This is a genomic window from Actinomycetota bacterium (assembly GCA_030684515.1).
GTDB lineage: Bacteria > Actinomycetota > Actinomycetes > S36-B12 > S36-B12 > UBA11398.
Genome location: JAUXVJ010000016.1, coordinates 110442 through 134344, shown reverse-complemented (window position 1 = coordinate 134344; position 23903 = coordinate 110442). Strand labels below are relative to the sequence as shown.

Sequence of the window (23903 nt, the reverse complement as noted above, 5' to 3'; positions counted from 1 at the left end):
AAAGACTACCCCGCGCGACAAGAGCTCCTATCGAATCGAAACTAGTCGCTGACGCCGAGCCTCTCGAGCAGCAAGGCACGCACTTTGGCCGCATCGGCCTGACCGCGTGTTGCCTTCATTACTGCACCAACGATGGCGCCAGCCGCCTGAATCTTTCCGCTCTTGATCTTCTCGGCGACATCGGGCTGAGCAGCCAGCGCATCGTCAATGGCTGCAAGCAGAGCTCCGTCATCACTGACAACGGCAAGGCCGCGACTTTGCACGATGACATCGACGGTTCCTTCCCCAGCAATCAGTCCCTCAAATACCTGGCGAGCCAACTTGTCGTTGAGCGCGCCGCTGTCGATCAATGCTTCGACCTCCTGAATGTCGTGCGGAGTGACACTGATCTGATCGAGTTCAACGCCTTGCTCATTGGCTACCCGTAGCAATTCGCCAGTCCACCATTTGCGCGCTGCGCTGGAGTCGACGCCAATAGCGATTGTGGCTTCGACGAGTTCGATAGCGCCAGAGTTGGCAAGGGTCTGCAATTCGAACTCGCTGATGCCCCATTCGACCATCAGCCGCGCTCGCTTGACTGAGGGCATCTCGGGCAATCCGGCTCGCAGTTCTTCTATCCACTCGCGACTGGGAGCCATCGGAAGCAGATCAGGCTCGGGGAAGTACCGGTAATCCTCGGCTTCCTCTTTGGAACGGCCACTTGTGGACCGACCAGTGTCCTCATTGAAGTGTCGAGTCTCCTGAATGACTCGTCCGCCGGAATCCAGCAGTGCGGCTTGACGCTCGATCTCACTGCGCACAGCACGTTCAACTGAACGCAGGGAGTTCACGTTCTTGGTCTCACTTCGCGTACCCCAGCCGTCACCAGGCCTGTTCAGGGAGAGGTTGACATCGCATCGCATGGATCCTTCCTCCATGCGCACATCAGAGACTTTCAGGGCGCGCATGACATCACGCAACTCGGTCACATAGGCCCTGGCTACTTCGGGAGCCAATTTGCCGGTGCCAATCACTGTCTTTGTGACGATTTCAATCAGCGGGATGCCTGCGCGGTTGTAGTCCACGAGGGAGTAGTCGGCGCCATGAATGCGTCCGGTGCTGCCACCTGTATGCGTCAACTTGCCGGTGTCTTCCTCCATGTGCACGCGCTCGATCTCCACGCGCACGACCTGAGGACCGTTGTCCGTTGCGACCGTGACATCCAGATACCCGTCAAAGCACATGGGTTCGTCGTACTGACTGATCTGGTAGTCCTTGGGCATATCGGGGTAGAAGTAGTTCTTACGAGAAAAGCGACACCAATCAGCAATCGTGCAGTTGAGTGCAAGACCGATACGGATGGTGGATTCGATCGCCTGACGATTGACGACCGGCATGGAGCCAGGCAGACCCAAGCACACCGGACATACATGCGTGTTGGCTTCTGCCCCGAATGCCGTCGAACATCCGCACCACATCTTGGAATTCGTACCAAGCTCTACGTGCGTCTCAATGCCGATGATCGGCTCGTAGCGACTGATCGCTTCGTCGTAAGGAAGATAAACGTCCGTGGGCGTGGTCACAGTGCTGGTGCCTCCTCAATCAACAGATGTCCCCACTTGTCGGTGAGCGCGGCCTCGAGGGCTCCCCCGGCCAGATAGAGCCGATCGTCGGCCATAGCCGGCGCCATGATCTGGAAGCCAACCGGCAGACCATCTTCTGGTGCAAGTCCGATTGGCAGCGACATCGCGCAGATGCCGGCTAGGTTCACCGGGATCGTTGCCACGTCGTTGAGGTACATGGCAATCGGGTCGTCGAGTTTCTCTCCCAATTTGAATGCTGTCGTGGGTGCGGTCGGTGAGACAAGCACATCGACTTTCTCGAATGCGGAATTGAAATCGCGCGTGATGAGTGTGCGCACGCGCTGTGCCTGGGCGTAGTAGGCGTCGTAGTAGCCACTGGACAAGGCGTAGGTACCAAGGATGATGCGCCGCTTCACCTCGGGGCCAAACCCGGCCTCACGCGTGATCGCCATCACCTGCTCCACTGAATTCGAGCCGTCGTCGCCAGCACGAAGTCCGTAGCGCATGCCATCAAAGCGAGCAAGATTGCTCGAGGCTTCAGAAGGCAGGATCAGGTAGTAGGCCCCCAGCGCGTATTCCATATGCGGGCATGAGACTTCGACGATCTCTGCACCTAATCCCGCGAGAATATTCAGTGCCTCGGCGTAACGCTGAGCAACGCCGGTCTGGTAACCATCGCCGCCCAGTTCCTTCACCACGCCGATGCGCATACCGCGCACATCAGCCCTGAGAGCTGCTCCGACGAAATCAGGAGCCTCGGCATTGATCGATGTTGAATCCATCGGATCATGCCCGGCGATCGCCGCGTGCAGCAAGGCGGTATCAAGCACCGATCTGGCGCATGGTCCCGGCTGATCCAGCGATGAGGCAAGAGCGATTTGCCCGTAGCGGGAGACGCCGCCATATGTCGGCTTCACTCCCACCGTGCCAGTCACCGAAGCGGGTTGGCGAATCGAGCCGCCCGTGTCAGTTCCGATGGCCAACGGAGCTTCAAATGCGGCAAGAGCCGCGGCCGAGCCTCCGCCTGACCCGCCCGGAATGCGATCAAGATCCCAAGGATTGTGCGTCGGCCCAAAGGCCGAATGCTCAGTCGAGGAGCCCATGGCGAATTCATCCATGTTGGTCTTGCCCAAGATGACGATGTCTGCGGCTCGCAGGCGTTGCACCACAGTTGAGTCATATGGCGGTCGCCAGCCCTCCAGGATTCGCGACCCAGCCGTTGTCGGCTCACCCTTCATGGCCAGGACATCCTTCAGCGCAAGAGGAACACCTGCCAAGGGTCCGAGTCGCTCGCCCGCGGCTATCCGCACATCGACGCTCTTGGCCTGCGCAAGCGCCGACTCACTGGTCAGGTGCAAGAAGGCGTGCACTTTGTCGTCGACGGCAGCAATGCGATCAAGGTGCACCTGTGTTACCTCAACTGCAGAGGTCTGTCTGCTTGAGATAGCAGCAGCCAACGTGGCTGCGGACTGCCGGATGAGATCACTCACAGTTATTCCTCATCCAGAATTCTGGGAACGCGGAAGCGGTCATCCTGAGCTGACGGAGCCCCAGAGAGCGCTTCATCTCGACTCAGGCTCGGCTTCACGACGTCGTCGCGAAAGACATTGACCATTGGGATCGGATGCGACATCGGCGGAATATCGTCGGCCGTGACTTCAGAGATACGAGCCACCGAGTGCAGGATCACATCGAGTTGCTCCGCATAGTGATCGAGTTCGGCTTCAGTGAGCTCAAGTCTGGCGAGTTTGCCCAAATGTGCGACATCGGCCCTGCTGATAGACATGACGCCATCCTATGAACCTCGCTTCATGAACGAAGTGCGGCTGCCAATCCATCGGCAAGGAGTACTGCAAATCGCTCAGGACTGACGACTGGAACGCCTAGCGCTTCGGCCTTGTCGAGTTTGGATCCAGCATTCTCGCCAGCAACCAGCACATCGGTCTTCTTTGAGACTGATCCCAGGACCTTGCCTCCTGCATCAAGGACGGCTTGGCCGGCTGAATCTCGAGTGAAGCCTTCAATCGAACCGGTGATGACCACGCTCACCCCGGTGAGTGGGCCCTGAGCTTTCTCCTTCTTGTCCTGTGTGAGTTGCATGCCGCCTTGACGCCACTTGTCGATGATGTCGCGATGCCAGTCGACGGCGAACCACTCAGCAACTGCCTCGGCGATCACTCCCCCGACCCCTTCGACAGCCGACAGAGCTTCTGGGGACGAGCCAGCAATCGCGTCGACGGAGCCGAACTCGTCGGCAAGTGCCTGCGCCGCAGATGGACCAACATGACGAATGGACAAAGCCACCAGCATTCGCCACAGCGGACGGGTCCGAGCCACCTCAAGCTGATCCAGAATGATCTTTGCGTTCTCGCTGAGTTGCACAGATCCGTCGCCGGTGTCAGCAGCTTTGACGAAGAACTCGCATGAAGCGAGCAGCTCGTCGTTCAGGAGGAAGACATCGCCGATGTCGCTGACGACTCCGCAATCAAGCATCGCCGCTGCCGCTTTGGCACCCAAACCCTCAATGTCCAATGCTCCACGCGAGGCGATGTGAATCAGACGTTCGCGAAGTTGCGCCGGACAGGACCGTGAGTTCAGGCAACGCAGATCCTTGTCTCCTTCCTTCTCTGGGGCCAGCATCGTTCCGCACTCAGGACAGTGCGTTGGCATCCGGAATTCGCGCTCTTGGCCCGTCCGTAATTCGATCACTGGACCAAGCACCTCTGGTATGACGTCGCCGGCTTTGCGCAGGAAGACCATGTCACCGATGAGCACGCCCTTGCGGGAGACCTCAAAGCCGTTATGCAAAGTGGCCATGGCAACAGTCGAGCCGGCGACCTTCACTGGCTCCATCACCGCAAATGGGGTGACCCGACCTGTGCGTCCCACGTTCACCTGGATATCAAGCAGACGTGTGCGAACAACTTCAGGTGGGTACTTGTAGGCAATGGCCCATCGAGGTGCTCGTGAGGTCTCGCCGAGCATGCGCTGCATCGCAAGGTCATCCACCTTGATGACGATGCCGTCAATCTCGTGGGCTACGTCGTGACGGTGTTCGCCATAGAAGCGCACGTACTCCAGGACTCCAGTTTCGTCCGCATGAATGGCGATGCGATCACTGGTCGGCAGCCCCAGCGCAGAGAGCAGCTCATAGGCCTGACTCTGGCGGGTGATGGCCAAGCCATCGACAACGCCGACACCATGCAAAGTCAGGCCCAGTCGGGCCAGTCGATTGGTCGCATGGTCAACCTCGGCCTGCAGCCGATCCACCCGCGCCAACTGTCGATCAGTCCTGGCTTTGCGCCGAGCCTCTTCAAGCTCGTCCTGCCGCTTGTCCACTCGCTGACGCAGACTGCCGGCAGCGGCATTGCGAGGATTGGCGAGCGGAGCCTGGCCCTGGTCGAGCAGTTCGGCGTTCAGGGAGTCAAAGGCCGCGATAGACAAGAACACCTCTCCACGCACTTCAATGAGCGCGGGCAGTTCGAATCCTGGCTGTGGGGTGAGTACCTGTGGAATGGCGGGCACGAACTGGGCATTGAATGTGACGTCCTCGCCGACGCGCCCATCACCTCGGGTGGCCAAGCTGCGCAGTCGGCCAAGCTCGTAGACCGCATCGATGGCCAGCCCGTCGATCTTGAGTTCACACAACAGCGATGGCAGGCCATTTGCCGACTTGGCTAAGCGCTCGAGCCAGGTCTGAAGCTCGACCTCATCGAATACGTTGTCCAGGGAATACATGCGCTGAAGATGCTCAACCGGCGAGAACAGCGAGCTGGCTGCACCTCCGACATCCGTGGTCGGCGAATCCTGGCCTTGAAGAATGGGCCACTGCGTCTCGAGCTCCACCAGCTCGGCAAACAGGCGGTCGTACTCAGCATCATCAATGGCCGGGTTGTCACGCAGGTAATAGGCATCGCGTGCCTGCTCGATCTTCTCAACCAGCGCAAGCCAGTGCGACCGCACTGCATCTGGAAGCTCAGCCACTGGGCTCCTCCTGTCTCAACACCCGCCCGGCGCGTACACAAGCACTGTATGCAGCGCGCACCTGCGCCCATTGCGCACCTGCGCACCCACACGTAGGGGTGATGACCACATTCGCCATGTGTGCAGCATCATCCATCCCCAGGTGATGGGCGAGAGTGCGCATCGGCGCACTGACCAGTGCATCGCTCCTGCGTGGATCAATATGCGCGAGTGGACTGACACTGCCTGCCCAGATGCCAAGGCCAGACTCCCAAGCTTCACCGATGGCGTCTTCGTCTATGCCCGCAAGCGTGAGATCGAAGCTCACGAACTTCGCATCGGCATTGGTCAGCACTCGAATGGGCGGAGCTGTCGCGCAGCAATGCACACCGCTCATGAGTTCTGGCACTGCTGTCAACACTTCACGCAATGCGTCCTGCGCAAGTGGCGGATCGACCGGGTCGAACCGCGATAGACCACTGACACTGCCAATGCTTCCCTCCAGCACAGCATTCAAGCCGGGTTCGTCGACCTGTAACACAATGGTGGCTCCCGGGAATCTGCGCTGCAGATCTGCCACATGAACCCGAACGGCCTCAGCCAATGCACCAGCCAAGTCGCGACAGGCTCCCGCGTCCTTCAATATCCGTTCGCCACCTGCGAGTTCGATGCTCGCCGCCATGGTCCATGGGCCAACAATCTGTGCCTTCAACGGACCGCTGTAGTCCTGCCCAAATTCCTCCAGCCCGTCCAGATCCTCGCCCACCCACGAGATCGCTCTTCGCATGAGTCGACTCTTGCCATCAGTGATACGCCAGCCATCCGCAGTGGTTTCCAGACCGAAATCCGCACCTACGGCATGCAGGAGAGCCCCCGTGCGACCAATGAAGTCACCGCCAGGCCCGCGGTTGGGCAATTCTGGAACATGAAGAAAGTCGGGCAGCTCCCCAACGACGATTCGTGCGGCATCGCGGGAATCCTCGCCCGGAAGAGAACCGATTCCTGTCGCCGCCGCTGGCTCCCAGGGGAAACTCAATTCTTGACGACCCGTCGAGTGCGCTCAACTGTTGCCGAGCCCATCACGCGTGTCCCGTCGTAGAGCACGACCGCCTGACCCGTGGCGAGCCCGCGAATACTCTCCTGCAAATCGACGATGAGCTCTTCGCCTACCAATCGAGCTGTGGCTTCAACAGGATCGCCATGCGCCCGGACTTGTGCGGTACATGCATGCGGTTCGGCGTTGAGAGGCTCATTTGTCCAAGTCGGTCGAATCCCTGAGATCTGATCAATGTCGAGCAGGGTAGGCGGGCCGACGAAAACCTTGTGTGATTGCACATCGATGTCCACGACGTACCGGGGCTTGCCATCCGCGGCCGGCACGCGCAGATCAAGGCCACGTCGCTGACCGATCGTGAATCCGAAGGCGCCATCGTGTTCGGCGACGATCTCTCCGGAGGTCACATCGATGACTTCTCCTGGCTGGTCTCCTAGCTTCCGACGCAGGAATGCCGCGGTGTCACCATCTGGGATGAAACAGATGTCATGGCTGTCTGGCTTGCGTGCCGTCAGGAGTCCGCGCCACTCAGCCTCAACGCGGACCTGCTCCTTGAAATCGCCGCCGAGCGGAAACAGCGAGTGCTGGAGTTGCCAGCCTTCAAGCACGCCAAGGACATAGGACTGATCCTTTTCCGGATCCACTGCCCGATGGAGTTCTTTGCCGTGCGGACCATCGCTGACCACCGCATAGTGACCTGTCGCCACTGCATCAAAACCGAGTGCGAGTGCTCGATCCAGGAGCGCAAGGAACTTGATGCGCTCATTGCATCGAAGGCAAGGGTTCGGCGTGTTCCCGTGCTGATACTCGTCCAGGAAGTTCTCCATGACATCAACTGCGAACTGCTCCGACAGGTCCCAGACATAGAAGGGAATATCGAGTCGGTCAGCCACGCGTCTGGCATCGCGCGCATCATCCAGAGTGCAACAGCCACGAGATCCCGGCACACTCGCCGATTTTGATAGCGCCAAATGCACGCCGGTGACCTCATGGCCAGCGTCGACCATCCGAGCAGCAGCAACGGATGAGTCAACTCCCCCAGACATCGCCGTCAGAACCTTCATGCCCGACTCCGAACCGAACCGGCGCGGGTGGCGCGCTCCACAGCACCGGGGAGCACGCCAAGCAGTCGATCGATGTCCGCCGTGGTGGTTTCGCGGCCGAGACTGAATCTCAGTGATCCACGGGATGCCTGCGCCTGGGCACCCATGGCCAGGAGAACATGGCTGGGCTCGGGAATCCCCGCGGTGCAGGCCGAACCGGTGGAGCAATCAACGCCGGCGGCATCCAGCAGCAGCAGCAGTGCATCGCCTTCGCAGCCATCAAAGGTGAAGTGCGCGTTCGCCGGAAGCCGACCATTGCCATGTAAGTCTGGGTCACCATTGAGGTGCGCCCCAGGAACCGCTTCAAGCACCCGCCTCACTAGTTCATTGCGTACGACGCGCACGCGTGAAGCGAAGTTCACTTGATTCATCACACTCTCGTGCACGGCAACCGCGAAGGCAGAGATGCCGGCTGCGTCCAAGGTGCCCGATCGAATCTCGCGCTCATGGCCGCCCCCATGCATGACAGGTATCGGCTTGACGTCTGGATCCAGGATGAGCGCTCCAACCCCGAAGGGTCCACCAACCTTGTGTCCGGAGATCGTCACAGCGGTGGCCCCCAGCTCGCTGACATCCATGTGCAGCTGCCCGAGCACTTGCACTGCGTCGGTGTGAAACGGCACGCCATAGGACTTGCACATGGCGGCAAGTTCGTACACCGGCTGCACTGTGCCAACCTCGTTGTTCGCCCACATCACTGTGCAGAGTGCAATGTCACCTGCGGCCAAGCTGTCTTCAATGGGGCCCAGCTCCACGCGGCCAAGTGCGTCCACCGGTGCCCACATCACCTTCGCCGACTCATGTTGCGCGAGCCAGGCAACTGGATCAAGGACTGCGTGATGCTCGATCGCAGACGAAATCACTCCGCTCCGGCCAACTGCTTCTCCCATCCAGAACAGGCCCTTGACAGCCAAGTTGTCTGCCTCGGTGCCCCCGCTGGTGAAGATCACAGCGCTGGGACGCGTGTACAGATCGGCGGCGATGCTCTCGCGAGCCTCTTCGACGATTCGTCGCACACGGCGACCCGAATCATGCAGCGAAGAGGGATTGCCGACCAAGGCGCTGACTTCCAACCAACGCTGTTGCACAGCAGGCAGCATCCGGGTCGTTGCAGCGTGGTCCAGATAGCTGCGGTCAGTCACAAATAAACATGGTAGTGCCCGCCTCAGCGGCCGGTGAACGTCGCTTTGCCCGGACCGTTCTCGATGAATGACTGCATCCCGTTGACACGATCCTCCGTGGCAAACAATGAGGAGAAGGCCGCCCGCTCGAGTTCCAGCCCGGTTTCCAGATCAACATCCAGTCCGCGGTCGATTACTCGCTTTGCCGCCTGCATGGCGATTCGTGGACCAGCGGCAAGCTGCGCTGCCCACTCCATTGCCCGCGCGAGAACCTGATCGGAAGGAACGACGACATCAACAAGCCCGATGGCCAGCGCTTCCTGCGCTTCCACGAAGCGACCGGAAAAGATCAACTCCTTGGCCTTGGACACGCCAATGAGTCGAGGCAGTCGCTGAGTGCCACCGGCACCGGGGATCAATCCCAGCAGTATTTCTGGCTGGCCGAGGCGGGCATTGTCGCCTGCAACGCGGAAGTCACACGCCAATGCCAATTCGCATCCTCCACCCAGCGCGAATCCAGTGATTGCTGCAATGCTTGGCTGCGGCAGTCTGGATACCGCAGAGAAAGCCTCTTCAAGTCGCAGCGAAACACCGATCATTGCCTGATAGTCCATATCGGCCATCTCTTTGACATCGGCGCCAGCTGCGAACAGTCGCTCGCCACCATGCAGAACAACAGCACGAACATCCTCGCGACGAGCGAGCTCGCTTGCGATTTGGAAGATCTCTGACTGCACCTGAACTGACAAGGCATTCATCGGCGGACGTTGCAAAGTCACGACAGCAATGGCGTCGGCGACTTCGAGATTGATGAACTCAGGCATGTCTTCTCCACTGAAATGGGGCGTTTCAAGCGAGCCTATCGGCGGACGTTGCGGAGGGCCGCCCTAGTAGCGTGTATCCAATGGCCCACACTCACGTCCGTCCCGGTTGGGATCCTCTCGGCGTCACCTCCGATGGGCAAGGCGGAGTCAACGTGGCGCTCTGGGCCGAAGGCGCTGAGCTGATTCAACTGTGCTTGTTCGACGAGGACGGAACCGAGCGCCGGATCGACATCTCGCACCGTGTCTTCAACATCTTCCACGGCCACGTGCACAACGTGCCAGTGGGCACGCGTTACGGATTTCGAGTGCACGGTCCTTGGGATCCAAATTCAGGACATCGCTGGAATCCCAACAAGCTGCTCATCGATCCATACGCGCGCGCCATCGAGGGCGAGCTTCTACTGGACCCTTCGATCTTTGGTCATGTGGGCACCGACGACTTGGCTTTCAACGCTGCGGATTCTGCCGACTCTGTGCCGCGCTCCATAGTGGTCAACAGCGAATTCGATTGGGGCAGCGACAAGTTTCACCATGTGCCGTGGGGTGACACCGTCATCTATGAGGCCCATGTCAAAGGTCTGACCAAGCTGCACCCGGGCATTCCTGAGCATCAACGCGGTACCTATGCAGGCGTTGCGCATCCGCTGGTCATCGAGCATTTGAAGTCTCTCGGTGTCACCGCGGTGGAGCTCATGCCAGTCCACCATTTCGTCAATGAGATCCACCTGCTTGAGACCGGGCTCACGAACTACTGGGGCTACAACTCCATCGGCTACTTCGCCCCGCATGCCGCCTATTCATCTGCAGGGACTCGCGGCGAGCAGGTCAATGAGTTCAAGCAGATGGTCAAGGACCTCCATGCAGCTGGGCTGGAAGTCATCCTCGATGTTGTGTACAACCACACGGCCGAGGGCAACGAGATGGGGCCAACGCTGAGCTTCCGAGGTATCGACAATGACGACTACTACCGGCTTCGCGACGGTGGACGCCACTACACCGACTACACCGGCACCGGCAACACTTTGGATATCTCCAAGCCGCATGTTCTCCAACTCGTGATGGATTCATTGCGCTACTGGGTCACTGAAATGCATGTCGATGGCTTCCGCTTCGATCTTGCTTCTGCACTCGCCCGTTCGCTGCACGACGTCGACATGCTTGGCACCTTCATGTCCACGATTCACCAGGACCCAGTGCTCCGCCGAGTCAAACTCATCGCTGAACCATGGGATATCGGCCCGGGTGGCTATCAGGTTGGCGAGTTTCCGTCACTGTGGACTGAATGGAACGGCAAGTACCGCGACTGCATCCGAGATTTTTGGCGCGGGTCATCGGGCATCGGCGAAGTGGGTTGGCGACTCACTGGTTCCGCAGATCTCTATGCCTCTGAAGGCCGTCGACCTTTCGCCTCAATCAATTTCATCACCGCACACGATGGATTCACGATGAATGATCTCGTGAGTTATGAGAGCAAGCACAACGAAGCCAATCTTGAAAACAACCGCGACGGCACCAACGACAATCGCTCTCGCAACTATGGCGTCGAGGGGCCAACAACAGATCCGGAGATCAACAGAGTCCGCAAGCGGCAGATGCGCAATCTGTTCACCACTCTTGCGCTATCCACCGGCGTGCCGATGTTCACGGCAGGCGACGAATTCGGACGGACCCAACAGGGCAACAACAACGCCTACTGCCAGGACAACGAGACCTCATGGATCGAGTGGCAGCTCACGCAGGAACAGCAGGATCTGCTGACCTTCAACCAGCACGTCATGCAGATCCGCAAGGCGCATCGGGCATTTCGTCAGCGCTACTTCTTTGACGGTCGCCCGATGACCGAAGGCGGACCCAAGGACTTGGCATGGATCGCAGCCGATGGGCATGAGGTGCCCGAAAGCGCCTGGCACGACGGGGGGCAGCGGACCCTTGGCATGTACATCGCTGGCGATCTGCAAGACCGACCTGACGGCCCACCCGTCAGCGACGATTCATTTCTGCTGATCATTCACGCAGGCGAAGATCCACATGAGTTCACCCTGCCCGGACAGCCATACGGCGCAAGCTACCTGCGCATTCTTGACACTGACGCCGATCTATCGGTGCCGGCGCTGGCCAATGAACCTGCAGGCGGAACGCTCACCTTGGCTCCCAGGAGTTTGGTGCTCTTCCGCGTCAGCGACTAGTCCTAGCCGGTGAACTGCACGGGCGCTTCGCCTACTTCCTGCTCGGCAACAACGATCGGCAGGGTTTCCAGTCCCATCTCGAACGATGAGGTCAAGCCTCGATGCGAAGGCAGGATCCGCACGGTATAGCCGAAGGGACCGTTCTGTTCGAGTTCGAGTTTGAGGGTGTACAGCCAACGATTGCCCTCGTAGCCCTCAGTCGCGGTCATCACCGGCGACTGTGAGTTGACGATGCGGTCATTGGAATCTACGCGACCGTGCACCACCTGCACGATGACATCGTCAGGAGTCAGGTCGCCCAACGCGACATTTGCGCGGATCTCAACCTCGGTGCCCAGATTGACGATGTCACCAATGCCCTGAATCTCAACATGCTCAACTGAGGCAGACGGCCAAGCAGCCCGCACTCGTGACTTCCAGTATGAAAGCTCGCGAGCAACCTCGTAGTTGTTCTCACAGGCTTTTCGTCCAGCCTCAGCCGCCGGCAAGTACAAGGTGTTGACGTAGTCGCTGACCATCCGACTTGCCAGGACCTTTGGACCGAGGGTACGCAGCGTGTGCCGCACCATGCCTATCCAGCGGGCTGGCAGACCGGACTCGTTGTTCTCGTAGAAAGTCGGCGCGACGGTGCGACCCATCAGGTCGTACAGGCCGGCTGCTTCGAGGTCATCGCGCCGATCAGGATCATCAACACCATCAGCAGTAGGAATTGCCCAGCCGTTCTGACCGTCAAACCACTCATCCCACCAGCCATCAAGAATGGACAGGTTGAGTGCTCCGTTGAGTGCAGCCTTCATGCCCGATGTGCCACTGGCTTCCAGGGGACGGATCGGATTGTTCAGCCACACGTCGCAGCCGGGGTACAAGATCGTGGCCATTGCCATGTCGTAGTTCGGCAAGAAGACAATGCGGTGACGGACGTCTTCACTGTCGGCAAACTGCACGAGCTCTTGAATGAGTCGCTTGCCGCCTTCATCGGCAGGGTGCGACTTGCCAGCAACAACCATTTGTATTGGCCGGCTCTCATCCAGCAGCAATGCACGCAATCGCGCCTTGTCACGCAGCATCAGTGTCAAGCGCTTGTACGAGGGCACCCGGCGGGCAAAGCCAATAGTGAGCACATCGGGATCAAGGACTGAGTCGATCCACTTGAGCTCGGTCTCGGTTGCTCCACGGGCTAGCCAGGACTCCTTCAACATCGAACGCGTCATTGCAATGAGCTCTTGGCGAAGCTCACGCTTGACCGCCCACAGTCGATCATCGGGCGCATCGGAAATCATGCGCCAGCCATCGGCATCATTGAGCATCTCAGCTCGGTCTGAGCCAAGTGCAAGGTCTCGAATCTGGCGAGCAGTCCACGTTGGGGCGTGGACGCCGTTGGTGATCGAGGTGATCGGTACATCCTCGTTGTCGAACTCCGGCCAAAGTCCGGCAAACATGCCGCGCGAGACTTGACCATGCAGAAGGCTCACGCCATTTGCACGTCCGGCGATACGCAGACCCATGACTGCCATATTGAAGACGTTTGGATCTCCGCCCGCGTAATCCTCAGCACCAAGGGCCAGGATCCGCTCGACCGGAACGCCGGCCTCGGCATTGTCGCCGCCAAAGGTGCGTGCAACGAGCTCACGTGGAAAACGGTCGATGCCTGCGGGCACCGGAGTATGGGTCGTGAATACCGTGCTGGCACGCACGGCCTCAAAGGCCTCGTCGTAGCTGAGTTTGACGTCAGACTGCACGAGTTCACGGATGCGCTCGAGGCCAAGGAATCCCGCGTGACCCTCGTTGGTGTGGAAGACCTCAGGTTCGGGCGCCCCTGTGATGCGGCAATAGGCACGCAGCGCGCGCACCCCGCCAATGCCAAGCAGCATCTCCTGCAGCAGACGGTGCTCACCACCTCCGCCGTAGAGACGATCGGTGACATCACGTTCGGCCTGACCGTTCTCCTCAACATCTGAATCAAGCATCAGCAGCGGGATACGACCAACCCGGGCAATCCAGACATGCGCATGGATGGCCCGCCCACCTGGAAGTCCAACTTCGATGCTTGCTGCGGTGCCATCTGCCTCGCGCAGCAAGGTGACCGGGCTGCCGTCGGGATCGCAGACGGGGTAGCGCTCAAGTTGCCAGCCATCTCGTGACAGCGACTGCTTGAAGTAGCCGGCTCGGTAGAACAGGCCAAGCCCGATGATCGGCACGCCGAGATCGCTAGCGGTCTTCAAGTGATCGCCCGCCAGAATGCCCAGGCCACCGGAGTACTGCGGAAGAGCCGCTGTCACGCCAAATTCAGGCGAGAAGTAGGCGATCCCCTTGGCGGCACCCTCGCCAAGTGACTGGTACCAACGATCGCTTGCGAGATAATCACTGAGATTCTCAGCCCGGTGGTTGATCCATTGGACAAAACCGTCATCTGCTGCCAAGCCTTCAAGACGCTCGGCGGAGACCTCGCCCAGCAGACGCACTGGATCCTCTTCAACAGCCAGCCACAGTTCTGGGTCAATGGACTTGAACAGGTCCCGAGTCTCTGGATCCCACGACCAGCGCAGATTCAGCGCCAGATCTTCTAGGGCAGCCAGTCGCTGCGGAAGGACCGTACGGACAGTGAATCGTCTGATTGCTCTCACTGGACCACAGTAGTCGATATGATAGCGCTTACATGAGCACCCAGATCACAGCCATGTGAATTTCACGCAACATCTGGGTGCCAGAACATTGAGCGCCCTTGGTGAGGAGTCAGCAGCCGTGAATACCGAGCCCACGCAGGTACGGTCTGCTGCATGGTCGACGCCATCAACAGCCGCAAAGCCAGCACCATGAATGCCGCCGCCCATCCTTGGCTGCCGCCGAACACGACTGTTCCCGCCGAGCTCTCCGGCCGATTTCAGATCACTGAGGTCAGCCCAACAGTGCTGGGCGGGCGCCGACCAGCAGCTGCAGTTGTCGGCGAGTCAATCGAGGTGCGCTGCGCAAGTTTTCGCGAGGGCCATGACGCGCTGGGGCTGCACCTGGTGCTGCGCGATCCATCAGGAGTTGAGCGTTCACGCACGCGCATGACCCCGCTCAACGACGGACTGGATACATGGGTCGGATCCTTTCGGCCCGACGCGATGGGCCTTTGGCATTTCGATATCGAAGCCTGGGGCGATCCATGGGCAACATGGGTGGCTCGCGCTCAGATCAAGATTCCAGCGGGTGTCGACGTTGAACTGGAGTGCGAAGAGGGTGCGCGCATTCTTGAACACGCACTCGTCCAAGCATCCTTCCCCCGCAACTCTGCGATCGAAGTAGCACTTCAGGCCTTGCGATCAGGCCTATCGCCCAAGGTTCGTCTGGCTTCTGCCGTTGACCCTGGCGTGGCCGACGCGATGTACACCTCGCCCATTCGACAGACCGTGACATCTAGCGGACCTTGGCCAGTGCAAGTGCAGCGCAGACGAGCGCTCTTTGGGTCCTGGTACGAACTCTTCCCACGCAGCGAAGGCGCAGATGTGGCGAAGAAGAAGTCCGGAACTCTCCGCACGGCGATGTTGCGTTTGCCGGCAATCGCCGAGATGGGCTTTGACGTGGTCTACGTGCCGCCCGTCCACCCAGTAGGCGAGGTCAACCGCAAGGGACCCAACAACATATTGACTCCCAAGGCTGGCGACCCTGGTTCACCGTGGGCTATTGGGTCCGCAGCTGGCGGGCACGACGCGATTCACCCAGACCTTGGCACCCTGAAGGACTTCACCGCCTTTGTCGCTCGCGTGGATGAGTTGGGCATGGAGCTCGCCTTGGACCTCGCGCTCCAGACAGCGCCCGACCATCCCTGGGTCACCAGCAATCCAGAGTGGTTCACCACGCGCGCTGACGGCACGATCGCGTACGCGGAGAATCCCCCAAAGAAGTACCAGGACATCTACCCATTGAACTTCGATCTGGATCCCGAGGGTCTCTACCTGGAGATCGAGCGGATCGTTCGTCTTTGGGTGGCCAGAGGTGTGCGCATATTCCGAGTGGACAACCCGCACACCAAGCCGCTGTGGGTGTGGGAACGATTGATCGCAGCAATCAATGCGACCGATCCGGAGGTGCTGTTCCTCGCTGAAGCCTTCACTCGACCGACGATGATGCGCGCGCTCGCGCAGATCGGCTTTCAGCAGAGCTACACCTACTTCACTTGGCGCAATTCCAGAGGCGAGCTCGAGGACTACCTGCGGGAACTCTCGGGTTCCTCGGCCGCACAGATGCGTCCGAACCTATTCACCAACACTCCTGACATTCTCACGGAGTACTTGCAGCACGGAGGGCCGCACGCATTCGAGATTCGAGCGATTCTCGCCGCGACCCTTTCGCCCAGCTACGGGGTCTACAGCGGCTTTGAGCTCTTCGAGCACGTAGCACTACGTCCAGGCAGCGAGGAGTATCTTGACAGTGAGAAATTTCAGTACCGGCCGCGCGACTGGAAAGCGGCTGAAGTACAAGGACTTTCCCTCGCTCCACTGCTGACGCAACTCAATGCCATTCGACGAGCACATCCGGCTTTGCAGGATCTTCGCTCACTTCGATTCCATCAGAGCAGCAACCCCAACATCATTGCCTTCTCCAAGGTCGATCAAGGCGACATCATGCTCGTTGTCTGCACCCTTGACTCCTATCAAGCGCAGCAGGGAATCGTCTCCTGGGACATGGCAGCACTTGGTCTGGATTGGGAGCAACGATTCATTGCCGATGACCTGTTGCACGACCACTCTTGGACCTGGAGTCGCGAGGCGTATGTTCGCCTTGCACCTTGGGAGCAAGTAGCCCACGTCATCCATGTACCAAGGGAGGTTGCTGATGGCAACTAGCCCGATCGCGCGAGTCGAAGCAAGTCTCGCCGAACTGGACCGCATTGTTGATGGCTGGCATCACAATCCGCACTCAATCCTTGGGCCACATCTGAACGACACGTCAGTGACGATTCGCGTCCTGCGTCCCACTGCTGACGCGGTGACTGTGGTGACCCCAGAAGCTCGAATACCGATGACGCATGAGCATCGAGGCATCTGGTTTGCAATTCTCCCTGGCGCCCAAGTGCCGAACTACGTCATCGATGCCACCTACGACGGCGTAGTGATCCCCGGAGACGACCCCTTCAGATTTCTGCCCACACTTGGCGAGATCGATCTTCATCTGATTTCCGAGGGGCGCCACGAGCAGCTCTGGCAGGTCCTGGGAGCGCATGTTCGCCAGTACGACACGCCATTTGGGCTGGTCACCGGCGTTTCCTTCGCTGTGTGGGCTCCCAGCGCACAGGGAGTGCGCGTCAGTGGCGACTTCAACTATTGGGATGGGGTCGCGCATCCGATGCGCTCACTGGGATCAACCGGTGTGTGGGAATTGTTCGTGCCAAGTATCGGCGACGGAACCATCTACAAATTCAATGTCCTGGGCAAGGACGGGGTCTGGCGCGAAAAGGCTGACCCAATGGCCTATGCCACTGAAGTGCCCCCAGCCACCAGTTCGATCGTCTACACCTCCCACCACAAGTGGGCTGATCAGGAATGGATCCAAGAACGGGCAACAGCTGACCCGCATCGCCTGCCGCTCAGTATCTACGAAGTCCACCTCGGGTCCTGGCGACCGCACTTGGACTACCGCGGCCTGGCAACCGAGCTCGTGGAGTACGTGCAGGAAGCCGGATTCACGCACATCGAATTCATGCCATTGGCTGAGCACCCATACGCGCCATCGTGGGGGTACCACGTCACTTCCTACTTCGCGCCTTCTGCGCGCTTCGGTTCACCTGATGAACTGCGGTACCTGATTGATTCCCTGCATCAGGCGGGTATCGGCGTGCTCGTCGACTGGGTGCCCGCGCACTTCGCCACCGACCCATGGGCCTTGGTTCGCTTCGATGGCACGGCCCTCTACGAGCATCCAGATCCGCAACGTGGTGAGCACCCTGACTGGGGTTCCTACATCTTCAACTACGGACGCACTGAGGTCCGCAACTTCTTGGTGGCCAACGCCATCTACTGGATCGAGGAATTTCACATCGACGGACTTCGAGTCGATGGCGTGGCATCCATGCTGTATCTGGACTACTCGCGCGAGGACGGCCAATGGGCGCCGAATCAATTCGGTGGCCGCGAGAATCTCGAAGCCGTCTCCTTCTTGCAGGAGATGAATGCCACGGTGTACAAGCGAGTCCCAGGTGTGATGACGATCGCCGAGGAATCAACTGCTTGGCCGGGAGTCACTCAGCCAACATTCAATGGCGGTCTGGGCTTCGGTCTCAAGTGGAACATGGGTTGGATGCACGACTCCTTGAACTACGTCAGCCATGAACCCATCCACCGGCAGTACCACCATAATTCGATGACCTTTTCGATGATGTACGCCTACAGCGAGAGATTCGTGCTGCCGATTTCGCACGATGAGGTTGTCCATGGCAAGGGTTCGTTGATCGGAAAGATGCCAGGTGATCGCTGGCAGCAATTGGCAAACCTGCGCGCCTATTTCGGGTTCATGTGGGGTCACCCTGGAAAGAAGCTCATATTCATGGGCTCTGAGTTCGCCCAATCACACGAGTGGAACAGTGAGAAGGGCTTGGAATGGTGGCTCTTGGAGTTCGCCGAACACGCCGGCATGCTCGCGACCGTGCGCGATCTCAATAGCGTGTATCGCGAGCATCCCGCGCTCTGGCAGCGCGATGACTCCCCGCAAGGCTTTGAATGGCTCGATGCCAATGACTCGGCCTCGAACATCTTCAGCTGGCTGCGCTGGGATGATGCGGGCAGTTGTGTGGCAGTGGCGGTGAACATGTCACCCGTTCCGCGCACGACTTATCGAATGGCCCTGCCATTTGCCGGTGAGTGGACTGAGCTGATCAACACTGACGCGGCGGCCTACGGCGGCTCGGGGCTCGGCAATCTCGGCTTGGTGACGGCGTACCCGCAAGCATGGAATGGCAGGCCCGCATCGGCGGATATCGTGCTGCCACCGCTCTCAGCTGTGTACCTTGCCTTTACCCGCGCCCGCCAATAAGCACTAGAACAAAGCGCTTGCCAGAGCAGTCCTCGCAGGCGCAACCGCAGGATCATCATCGGCGATGACGAACAGCTCTAACAGTCGAGCACGAGCGCGATTGCGCTCTTCGCCTGAGGTTGCCTTTACTGTTGCGATCAACCGCGTGAAGGCAGCCGACCAATCACTGTTCAAAGCGTCTGCATCAGCAAGATCCAGCTGCGCCTCAACGTCTGCGGCATCAGCATCGTGAACGAGAGTCGCATGCTCACTGCGGTGGTAGAGCCCGACCATTGCCAGTCCGGCCAGCGCTTCTGCGTCGCTGGGCGCCTGGAGCAACACCTCGCGGTAGGCGGCTTCAGCGGCAGCCCAATCCCCGGCTTCAACCGCGTCAAAGGCAGCAGCGAATCGCGGGTCAATCGGCTCTTCGACTTCAACCTCTGCAACAGGTGCCACCTGCCCGAAGACGCCCGTTACACCTTGCTCAGCGGCGACCTTCAACAACTCGGCCAACACCTGCTTGATCTGGGCTTCGGGGTAGGCGCCCTGGAAAAGTGGCAGCACCTGACCTTTGACTACAGCGAAGACCGAAGGGATCGACTGCACCTGGAAGGCCTGCGCGATGCGGGGCTCGGCGTCGACATCAACCTTTGCCAGAATCCACTTTCCACCGGCTTCGGCAGCAAGCTTCTCCAAGACTGGTGACAGTTGCTTGCACGGTTCACACCATGTCGCCCAGAGATCGATGACGATCGGCACGTGACTGGATTGGTCCAGGATGCGAGTCTGGAACTCAGCCTCAGTGACGTCGAAGATCACCCCAGCAGGAGCGCTGGCTTTGGCGGTTTCGGCTGCCTGCTGCTGCTTGCGGGTATTGGCAAGGGCGCCGAGATCGATCGCGCCCCGGGCTGCAAATGGTGTCGACACAGGACACATTCTTGCCTATGCCCTGAGCAACCCCGCTAGCGGAGCAAGCCTCGGTTGGTCAGCGTGCGACGACGCAATGGCGCAAAGACGATGCGCTCCACCAGAACCCCAACAGCCAGGATCATGAAGATCGAACCAATGATCAACGCCATATTGCCCAGGGACCGTCCGTTGTCGAGCATCTGACCCAGGCCTGGTCCAAGGGCTGGCGATACCGCGATCAATTCAGCTGCCATGAGCGAACGCCAGGCAAAGGCCCAACCCTGTTCGAGGCCAGCGAGATATCCCGGCCATGCTGCCGGCAGCACAATGCGCCGTACTCGGTCAAAGCCCTTGGCACCCATGACCTGACCTGCACGCAAGATGATTGAGGGAATCTGATCGATGCCGGCAATGAGGCCATTGGCGATTGACGGCACCGCACCCAGCAGCACGACGGTGTAGATGGTGGCGTCCGACAGACCAAACCAGATGATCGCGGCCGGCACCCAGGCAACGGACGGCAATTGCTGCAAGCCGGTGAGGATCGGGCCGAAGATGGAGCGAAGGGTCTTGTTCAATCCGAGGGCCACACCGATAGGCGTAGCGATGATCAAGGCGAGCACGAATCCCTTGGCAGCCCGTTGAATGCTGTTGAAGGTCGCCTGCCACAGGATGTCGGCTTTGGCCTGCTCCCCCAAGGCTGTCCAGACTTCACTGGGCGCTGGAATGATGTAGTTGGGCTGCCACTGCAGCCAGATGATGATCTGCCAGATGATCAGAATCGCAGCGATGGCAATCAGTGGCGAGACAAGAGTGAACAGAAATGCCCCGATGCTGCGCTTCTCAGAACGCGGAGTCTCCAGCGCATCAAGGCCCGATTCAAGTCGCTTGAGATCTGTGGCTCCGCTCGTACTCTGGAACTCAGTTTCAGACGGCATGACGGACGATCTCCTCGCGCAGGTTGTTGGTGATTTCGTTGGCAAGCTCGGATACGTAACTGGAGTACGTGGAGTCAGTGCGCCAAGGCTCTTCGGCGCCGATCTCCCATTCGCGGATGATTCGGCCTGGGCGTGAAGACATCAGCAGCACTCGCTGACTCAGACGCACTGCCTCACGAACGTTGTGCGTGACAAAAATGATCGTGATGCCAGTTTCCTTCCAGATGCGCGTGATCTCCTCGTGCAGGAAGTCGCGCGTGATGGCATCAAGAGCCGCGAACGGCTCGTCCATGAGCAGCACTGAACGTCCTTGCGCGAGGGCGCGCGCAATGGCCACTCGCTGACGCATCCCGCCGGAGAGTTCATGCGGACGCTGCTTGTACGAGCGCTCAAGGTGGACCAGTTCCAGGAGCTCCTGCGCACGAGCCTTGCGGTCCTTGCGAGGAATCCCACTCAACTCAAGTGCGAGTTCGATGTTCTTGCCCGCTGTCAGCCAGGGCATCAGCGCTGGCTCCTGAAACATGAGCGTGGGCGGACCCGAGAGCTCAACCTGGCCCGTGGTTGTGGTTTCAAGGCCAGCAATGATGTTGAGCAGGGTCGATTTGCCACAGCCGGATGCCCCGACGAGCGAGACGAACTCCCCCGGCTGCACCGAAAGGCTGACGTTATCCAGAATGATCGGTCCGTCGGCAGTGAAGCGCTTCACGATGTCTGTGAGCTCCACTGCTCCTTGAGCAACGGTCATGAACTATTCCCCGCTTTCATTGGCTAGTTGTCCGAACCGCGCCGGTGTGGGAGCCCGCCCGGCACCGGCGCTTTCCACCCCTACTGCAGGCCGAGTCCGCCCGCAGAGACTGACTTCGCCTTGGCTGCCTTGAGCACGCTGTTCAGTAGTCGGAGGTCATAGATGCCATTGAGGGCACCAGATTTCAGATTCAACAGACCAGCGGTGACCGCGTCATCTGCACTCTTCTTCAGGGTTGCTGGCAGCGGATCCCACGTGAAGCGCAGGTTGCCCCATGCCCGGTTGATGACGGGATCAGCCAGCTGGCTGCCAGTCCACTTCTTGACCTGAACCTGCACGACGTCTTTGGCAGGCAGGAGGTTATTGGCGATCCATTTGATCGCGCTGTTGTTGGCTTGCAGCACTGAACGAATCGTTCCTGGGTAGGCACTCAGGAACTTCTGGGAAGCGATGATGTTCGTTGTCACGAACTGCCCACCGGGCCAGATGTCCTTCTCGTCGAGCAGCACCTTTGCACCTGACTCAAGTACTAGACGTGATGCCCAAGGCTCTGGCAGCCAACCGCCGTCGACGTCCCCACGCTTGAACAAAGCCAAGATGGTTGAGTTGTCAGTGGGGATGATCCCGACATCGCCACCACCGGCCGAGTTGAAGGTCAGACCCTTCTCTTTCAGGTACGCACGAAGTGCGACGTCCTGGGTGTTGCCCAGCTGCGGTGTCGCGATCTTCTTGCCTTTGAGATCAGAAATGCTGTTGATCCCAGGGCGAACCACCAGCTGGGCTCCACCTGAGGTTGCACCAGAAACAATCTTCAGCAAGCTGCCATTGGTCGTAGTGAAACCAGAAACTGAGGGATTGGGCCCTATGTAGGCGACGTCGATCGCGCCACCCTTCATAGCCTCGATCAGAGCTGGGCCAGCGTTGAACACCGTGTATTCAACTTTGGTTCCTTCCGCGGCAAGCTGCTTCTCAAACAGTCCCAGCTGGACAGCCACGAGCGCTGGAGCATGGGTCACGTTGGCCAAGAAGCCAAGCCGGACAACCGGTGCCGTGGCCAGCTTCGGCAATTCCGATGTGGCCGAGGCCTTGGGGGTTGGCGTGGGAGCCGCATGCGCCGTAATAGGCAGCACAGCAACGCTGAGTGCTGTCGCGGCCAAGATTGCCCGCTTGGTGAACGTGTGCATCAATCCCTCTCGAAATGGAGTGTCTCTACTGCAGGAACCTTGATTTCCCTAGTTAGTTGATGGGAAAGATAACTATTGTTGGAAAAGAAGGCAAGTCAGACACACCGGCGCACGCGTCGATGCTTGGCAACCATTCCCCGCGAAAAGCAGGACAATGCACACCGTGCATATCTCCGCGAAGGCCGACTACGGCATGCGAGCGCTCCTTGAGCTGACCGCCGCCCACGGCGAGAACCCCAAGCAATTGGTCAAAGGTGAGGCCATCAGCAAGGCCCAAGGAGTCCCGGTGAAATTTCTGGAAGGCATCCTTCGCCAGCTGCGGCAGTCGGGGATCGTGGCCAGCCAGCGCGGAGCCGAGGGTGGGTACCGCCTTGACCGCTCCCCCGACGATGTCACCATCGCCGATGTCGTGCGTGCTCTTGATGGTCCGCTGGCAGCGGTTCGCGGCCAACGACCTGAGGATGTCGTCTATTCGGGGCCCTCTGAGCACCTTCGAGAGGTCTGGATTGCGGTGCGCGCTGCCATGCGGGACGTCTTGGAGCACATCACCTTGACTGATGTCGCGTCCAACAATCTGCCTGTCACCGTGGCTGCTCTGCTAGATGAGCCAGGTGCATGGCAGCGACGTTCCTCTTAGGGCAAGATGAGCGCTATGGATCCCATCTTCAAGCGCGTTGACCATGTCGGAATTGCAGTCGCAGACCTCGATGTGGCAATGAAGTTCTACTCCGAGGTATTCGGCATGACCGTGCTGCACGAGGAGGTGAACGAGGAGCAGGGTGTTCGCGAGGCCATGGTTGGCATTGATGGCAGTGGCGCGCAACTGCAGCTGCTCGCCCCCACCGGCCCAGAGTCCACGATCGCCAAGTTCCTTGATCGCAATGGCCCAGGGATCCAGCAGATGGCATACACCGTTGAGAACGTGGATGCCGCATCTGATGAGTTGCGCGCACGGGGCATTCGCATGCTCTATGACACTCCCAAGCGCGGCACAGGTGGCTCACGCATCAACTTCGCCCACCCCAAGGACTGCGGCGGCGTGCTGGTTGAGCTGGTCGAACCCCCCGCAAACGCTGCTCACTGATCCTCAGCGTCTCCGGCTGATGCCTGATCTCAGCCTTGTCTGGCAGCAACATCAAAGCGAAATCATCGCCGTGCTCGCCGGAGCACTTGGAGCAATGGCGTTTCTTGCATTGATTCGCAAGGCGATCAAGTGGTTCGTGGTCTTCCTTGTGCTCGCGTCAATTACTACCGCGGTATGGCTGACTCATGAACAAGATCTATTTCGGGGTACGAGCGGATTCATCGACCTCCTACGATGAAC

At 59.4% G+C, this 23903-nt stretch carries 19 protein-coding genes; 6 read left to right on the top strand and 13 right to left on the bottom strand.

Features of this window, described 5'->3' with window-relative positions:
- Nucleotides 1–41 precede the first annotated feature (41 nt).
- Genes gatB through Q8M73_07100 form a run of 8 tightly spaced genes read right to left on the bottom strand, consistent with a single transcriptional unit; the run spans nt 42 to nt 9627 of the window.
- Entirely contained in the window at nt 42–1562 is a 1521-nt protein-coding gene (gene gatB / locus Q8M73_07135; GenBank protein ID MDP2288325.1) for an Asp-tRNA(Asn)/Glu-tRNA(Gln) amidotransferase subunit GatB, read from the bottom strand.
- Nucleotides 1559–3052: an Asp-tRNA(Asn)/Glu-tRNA(Gln) amidotransferase subunit GatA gene (gene gatA, locus Q8M73_07130; GenBank protein MDP2288324.1), complete on the bottom strand. Its 1494-nt coding sequence runs from the start codon at nt 3050–3052 to the stop codon at nt 1559–1561. Before gatA ends, gatB begins: the two co-directional genes overlap by 4 nt.
- Before the next feature lie 2 nt (nt 3053–3054).
- Entirely contained in the window at nt 3055–3348 is a 294-nt protein-coding gene (gene gatC / locus Q8M73_07125; GenBank protein MDP2288323.1) for an Asp-tRNA(Asn)/Glu-tRNA(Gln) amidotransferase subunit GatC, read from the bottom strand.
- Between the two features lie 23 nt (nt 3349–3371).
- Nucleotides 3372–5546 (bottom strand): NAD-dependent DNA ligase LigA, encoded by a 2175-nt coding sequence (gene ligA / locus Q8M73_07120; GenBank protein ID MDP2288322.1) that lies wholly within the window; start codon nt 5544–5546, stop codon nt 3372–3374.
- Nucleotides 5539–6561: a methionine synthase gene (locus Q8M73_07115; GenBank protein ID MDP2288321.1), complete on the bottom strand. Its 1023-nt coding sequence runs from the start codon at nt 6559–6561 to the stop codon at nt 5539–5541. Before Q8M73_07115 ends, ligA begins: the two co-directional genes overlap by 8 nt.
- On the bottom strand, nt 6558–7643 hold the full coding sequence (gene mnmA, locus Q8M73_07110) for a tRNA 2-thiouridine(34) synthase MnmA (protein ID MDP2288320.1): 1086 nt from the start codon (nt 7641–7643) through the stop codon (nt 6558–6560). Before mnmA ends, Q8M73_07115 begins: the two co-directional genes overlap by 4 nt.
- Nucleotides 7640–8824, bottom strand: coding sequence for a cysteine desulfurase family protein (locus Q8M73_07105; GenBank protein MDP2288319.1), 1185 nt, complete (start codon nt 8822–8824; stop codon nt 7640–7642). Before Q8M73_07105 ends, mnmA begins: the two co-directional genes overlap by 4 nt.
- 23 nt (nt 8825–8847) lie before the next feature.
- Entirely contained in the window at nt 8848–9627 is a 780-nt protein-coding gene (locus Q8M73_07100) for an enoyl-CoA hydratase-related protein (GenBank protein MDP2288318.1), read from the bottom strand.
- 80 nt (nt 9628–9707) lie between these two features.
- Here Q8M73_07100 and glgX point away from each other — a divergent pair, with 80 nt between their 5' ends.
- On the top strand, nt 9708–11813 hold the full coding sequence (gene glgX / locus Q8M73_07095) for a glycogen debranching protein GlgX (GenBank protein ID MDP2288317.1): 2106 nt from the start codon (nt 9708–9710) through the stop codon (nt 11811–11813).
- A 2-nt stretch (nt 11814–11815) separates the two neighbouring features.
- Here glgX and glgP read toward each other — a convergent pair whose 3' ends face one another.
- Nucleotides 11816–14437 (bottom strand): alpha-glucan family phosphorylase, encoded by a 2622-nt coding sequence (glgP, locus tag Q8M73_07090; protein ID MDP2288316.1) that lies wholly within the window; start codon nt 14435–14437, stop codon nt 11816–11818.
- Nucleotides 14438–14626: 189 nt separating this feature from the next.
- Between glgP and Q8M73_07085 the strand changes: the two genes are divergently transcribed.
- On the top strand, nt 14627–16642 hold the full coding sequence (locus tag Q8M73_07085) for a DUF3416 domain-containing protein (GenBank protein MDP2288315.1): 2016 nt from the start codon (nt 14627–14629) through the stop codon (nt 16640–16642).
- Nucleotides 16632–18824 carry a 1,4-alpha-glucan branching protein GlgB gene (glgB, locus tag Q8M73_07080; protein MDP2288314.1) on the top strand — a complete coding sequence of 731 codons (2193 nt, stop codon included), beginning with the start codon at nt 16632–16634 and terminating at the stop codon, nt 18822–18824. The genes Q8M73_07085 and glgB overlap by 11 nt, the downstream gene beginning before the upstream one ends.
- A 3-nt stretch (nt 18825–18827) precedes the next feature.
- On the opposite strand, the gene Q8M73_07075 is transcribed toward glgB, so the two are convergent.
- From Q8M73_07075 to Q8M73_07060, 4 genes are all read right to left on the bottom strand, one after another.
- On the bottom strand, nt 18828–19730 hold the full coding sequence (locus Q8M73_07075; GenBank protein ID MDP2288313.1) for a tetratricopeptide repeat protein: 903 nt from the start codon (nt 19728–19730) through the stop codon (nt 18828–18830).
- A gap of 35 nt (nt 19731–19765) precedes the next feature.
- Nucleotides 19766–20650, bottom strand: a complete 885-nt coding sequence (locus Q8M73_07070) for an ABC transporter permease (GenBank protein MDP2288312.1) — start codon at nt 20648–20650, stop codon at nt 19766–19768.
- A complete protein-coding gene (locus Q8M73_07065; protein ID MDP2288311.1) occupies nt 20640–21395 on the bottom strand; it encodes an ABC transporter ATP-binding protein in 756 nt (251 codons plus the stop codon). The genes Q8M73_07070 and Q8M73_07065 overlap by 11 nt, the downstream gene beginning before the upstream one ends.
- 80 nt (nt 21396–21475) lie before the next feature.
- Complete coding sequence (locus Q8M73_07060; GenBank protein MDP2288310.1) at nt 21476–22579, bottom strand: ABC transporter substrate-binding protein; 1104 nt, start codon at nt 22577–22579, stop codon at nt 21476–21478.
- Nucleotides 22580–22742: 163 nt separating this feature from the next.
- Here Q8M73_07060 and Q8M73_07055 point away from each other — a divergent pair, with 163 nt between their 5' ends.
- The 3 genes from Q8M73_07055 to Q8M73_07045 are packed head-to-tail and all read left to right on the top strand — an operon-like array spanning nt 22743 to nt 23901.
- The gene (locus Q8M73_07055; GenBank protein MDP2288309.1) at nt 22743–23216 is read left to right on the top strand and encodes an Rrf2 family transcriptional regulator; all 474 of its coding nucleotides are present in this window, start codon (nt 22743–22745) and stop codon (nt 23214–23216) included.
- A gap of 6 nt (nt 23217–23222) precedes the next feature.
- Nucleotides 23223–23663, top strand: coding sequence for a methylmalonyl-CoA epimerase (gene mce / locus Q8M73_07050; GenBank protein ID MDP2288308.1), 441 nt, complete (start codon nt 23223–23225; stop codon nt 23661–23663).
- Between the two features lie 19 nt (nt 23664–23682).
- Nucleotides 23683–23901: a hypothetical protein gene (locus tag Q8M73_07045; GenBank protein MDP2288307.1), complete on the top strand. Its 219-nt coding sequence runs from the start codon at nt 23683–23685 to the stop codon at nt 23899–23901.
- The last annotated feature ends 2 nt before the right edge of the window (nt 23902–23903 follow it).

Excerpts from the sequence above, each read along its gene's own strand:
- gatC (MDP2288323.1), bottom strand. The coding sequence starts at position 3,348 with ATGTCTATCAGCAGGGCCGATGTCGCACATTTGGGCAAACTCGCCAGA.
- mnmA (MDP2288320.1), bottom strand. The coding sequence starts at position 7,643 with ATGAAGGTTCTGACGGCGATGTCTGGGGGAGTTGACTCATCCGTTGCT.
- Q8M73_07100 (MDP2288318.1), bottom strand. The coding sequence starts at position 9,627 with ATGCCTGAGTTCATCAATCTCGAAGTCGCCGACGCCATTGCTGTCGTG.
- glgX (MDP2288317.1), top strand. The coding sequence starts at position 9,708 with ATGGCCCACACTCACGTCCGTCCCGGTTGGGATCCTCTCGGCGTCACC.
- Q8M73_07085 (MDP2288315.1), top strand. The coding sequence starts at position 14,627 with ATGAATGCCGCCGCCCATCCTTGGCTGCCGCCGAACACGACTGTTCCC.
- glgB (MDP2288314.1), top strand. The coding sequence starts at position 16,632 with ATGGCAACTAGCCCGATCGCGCGAGTCGAAGCAAGTCTCGCCGAACTG.
- Q8M73_07070 (MDP2288312.1), bottom strand. The coding sequence starts at position 20,650 with ATGCCGTCTGAAACTGAGTTCCAGAGTACGAGCGGAGCCACAGATCTC.
- Q8M73_07065 (MDP2288311.1), bottom strand. The coding sequence starts at position 21,395 with ATGACCGTTGCTCAAGGAGCAGTGGAGCTCACAGACATCGTGAAGCGC.
- Q8M73_07060 (MDP2288310.1), bottom strand. The coding sequence starts at position 22,579 with ATGCACACGTTCACCAAGCGGGCAATCTTGGCCGCGACAGCACTCAGC.
- mce (MDP2288308.1), top strand. The coding sequence starts at position 23,223 with ATGAGCGCTATGGATCCCATCTTCAAGCGCGTTGACCATGTCGGAATT.
- Q8M73_07045 (MDP2288307.1), top strand. The coding sequence starts at position 23,683 with ATGCCTGATCTCAGCCTTGTCTGGCAGCAACATCAAAGCGAAATCATC.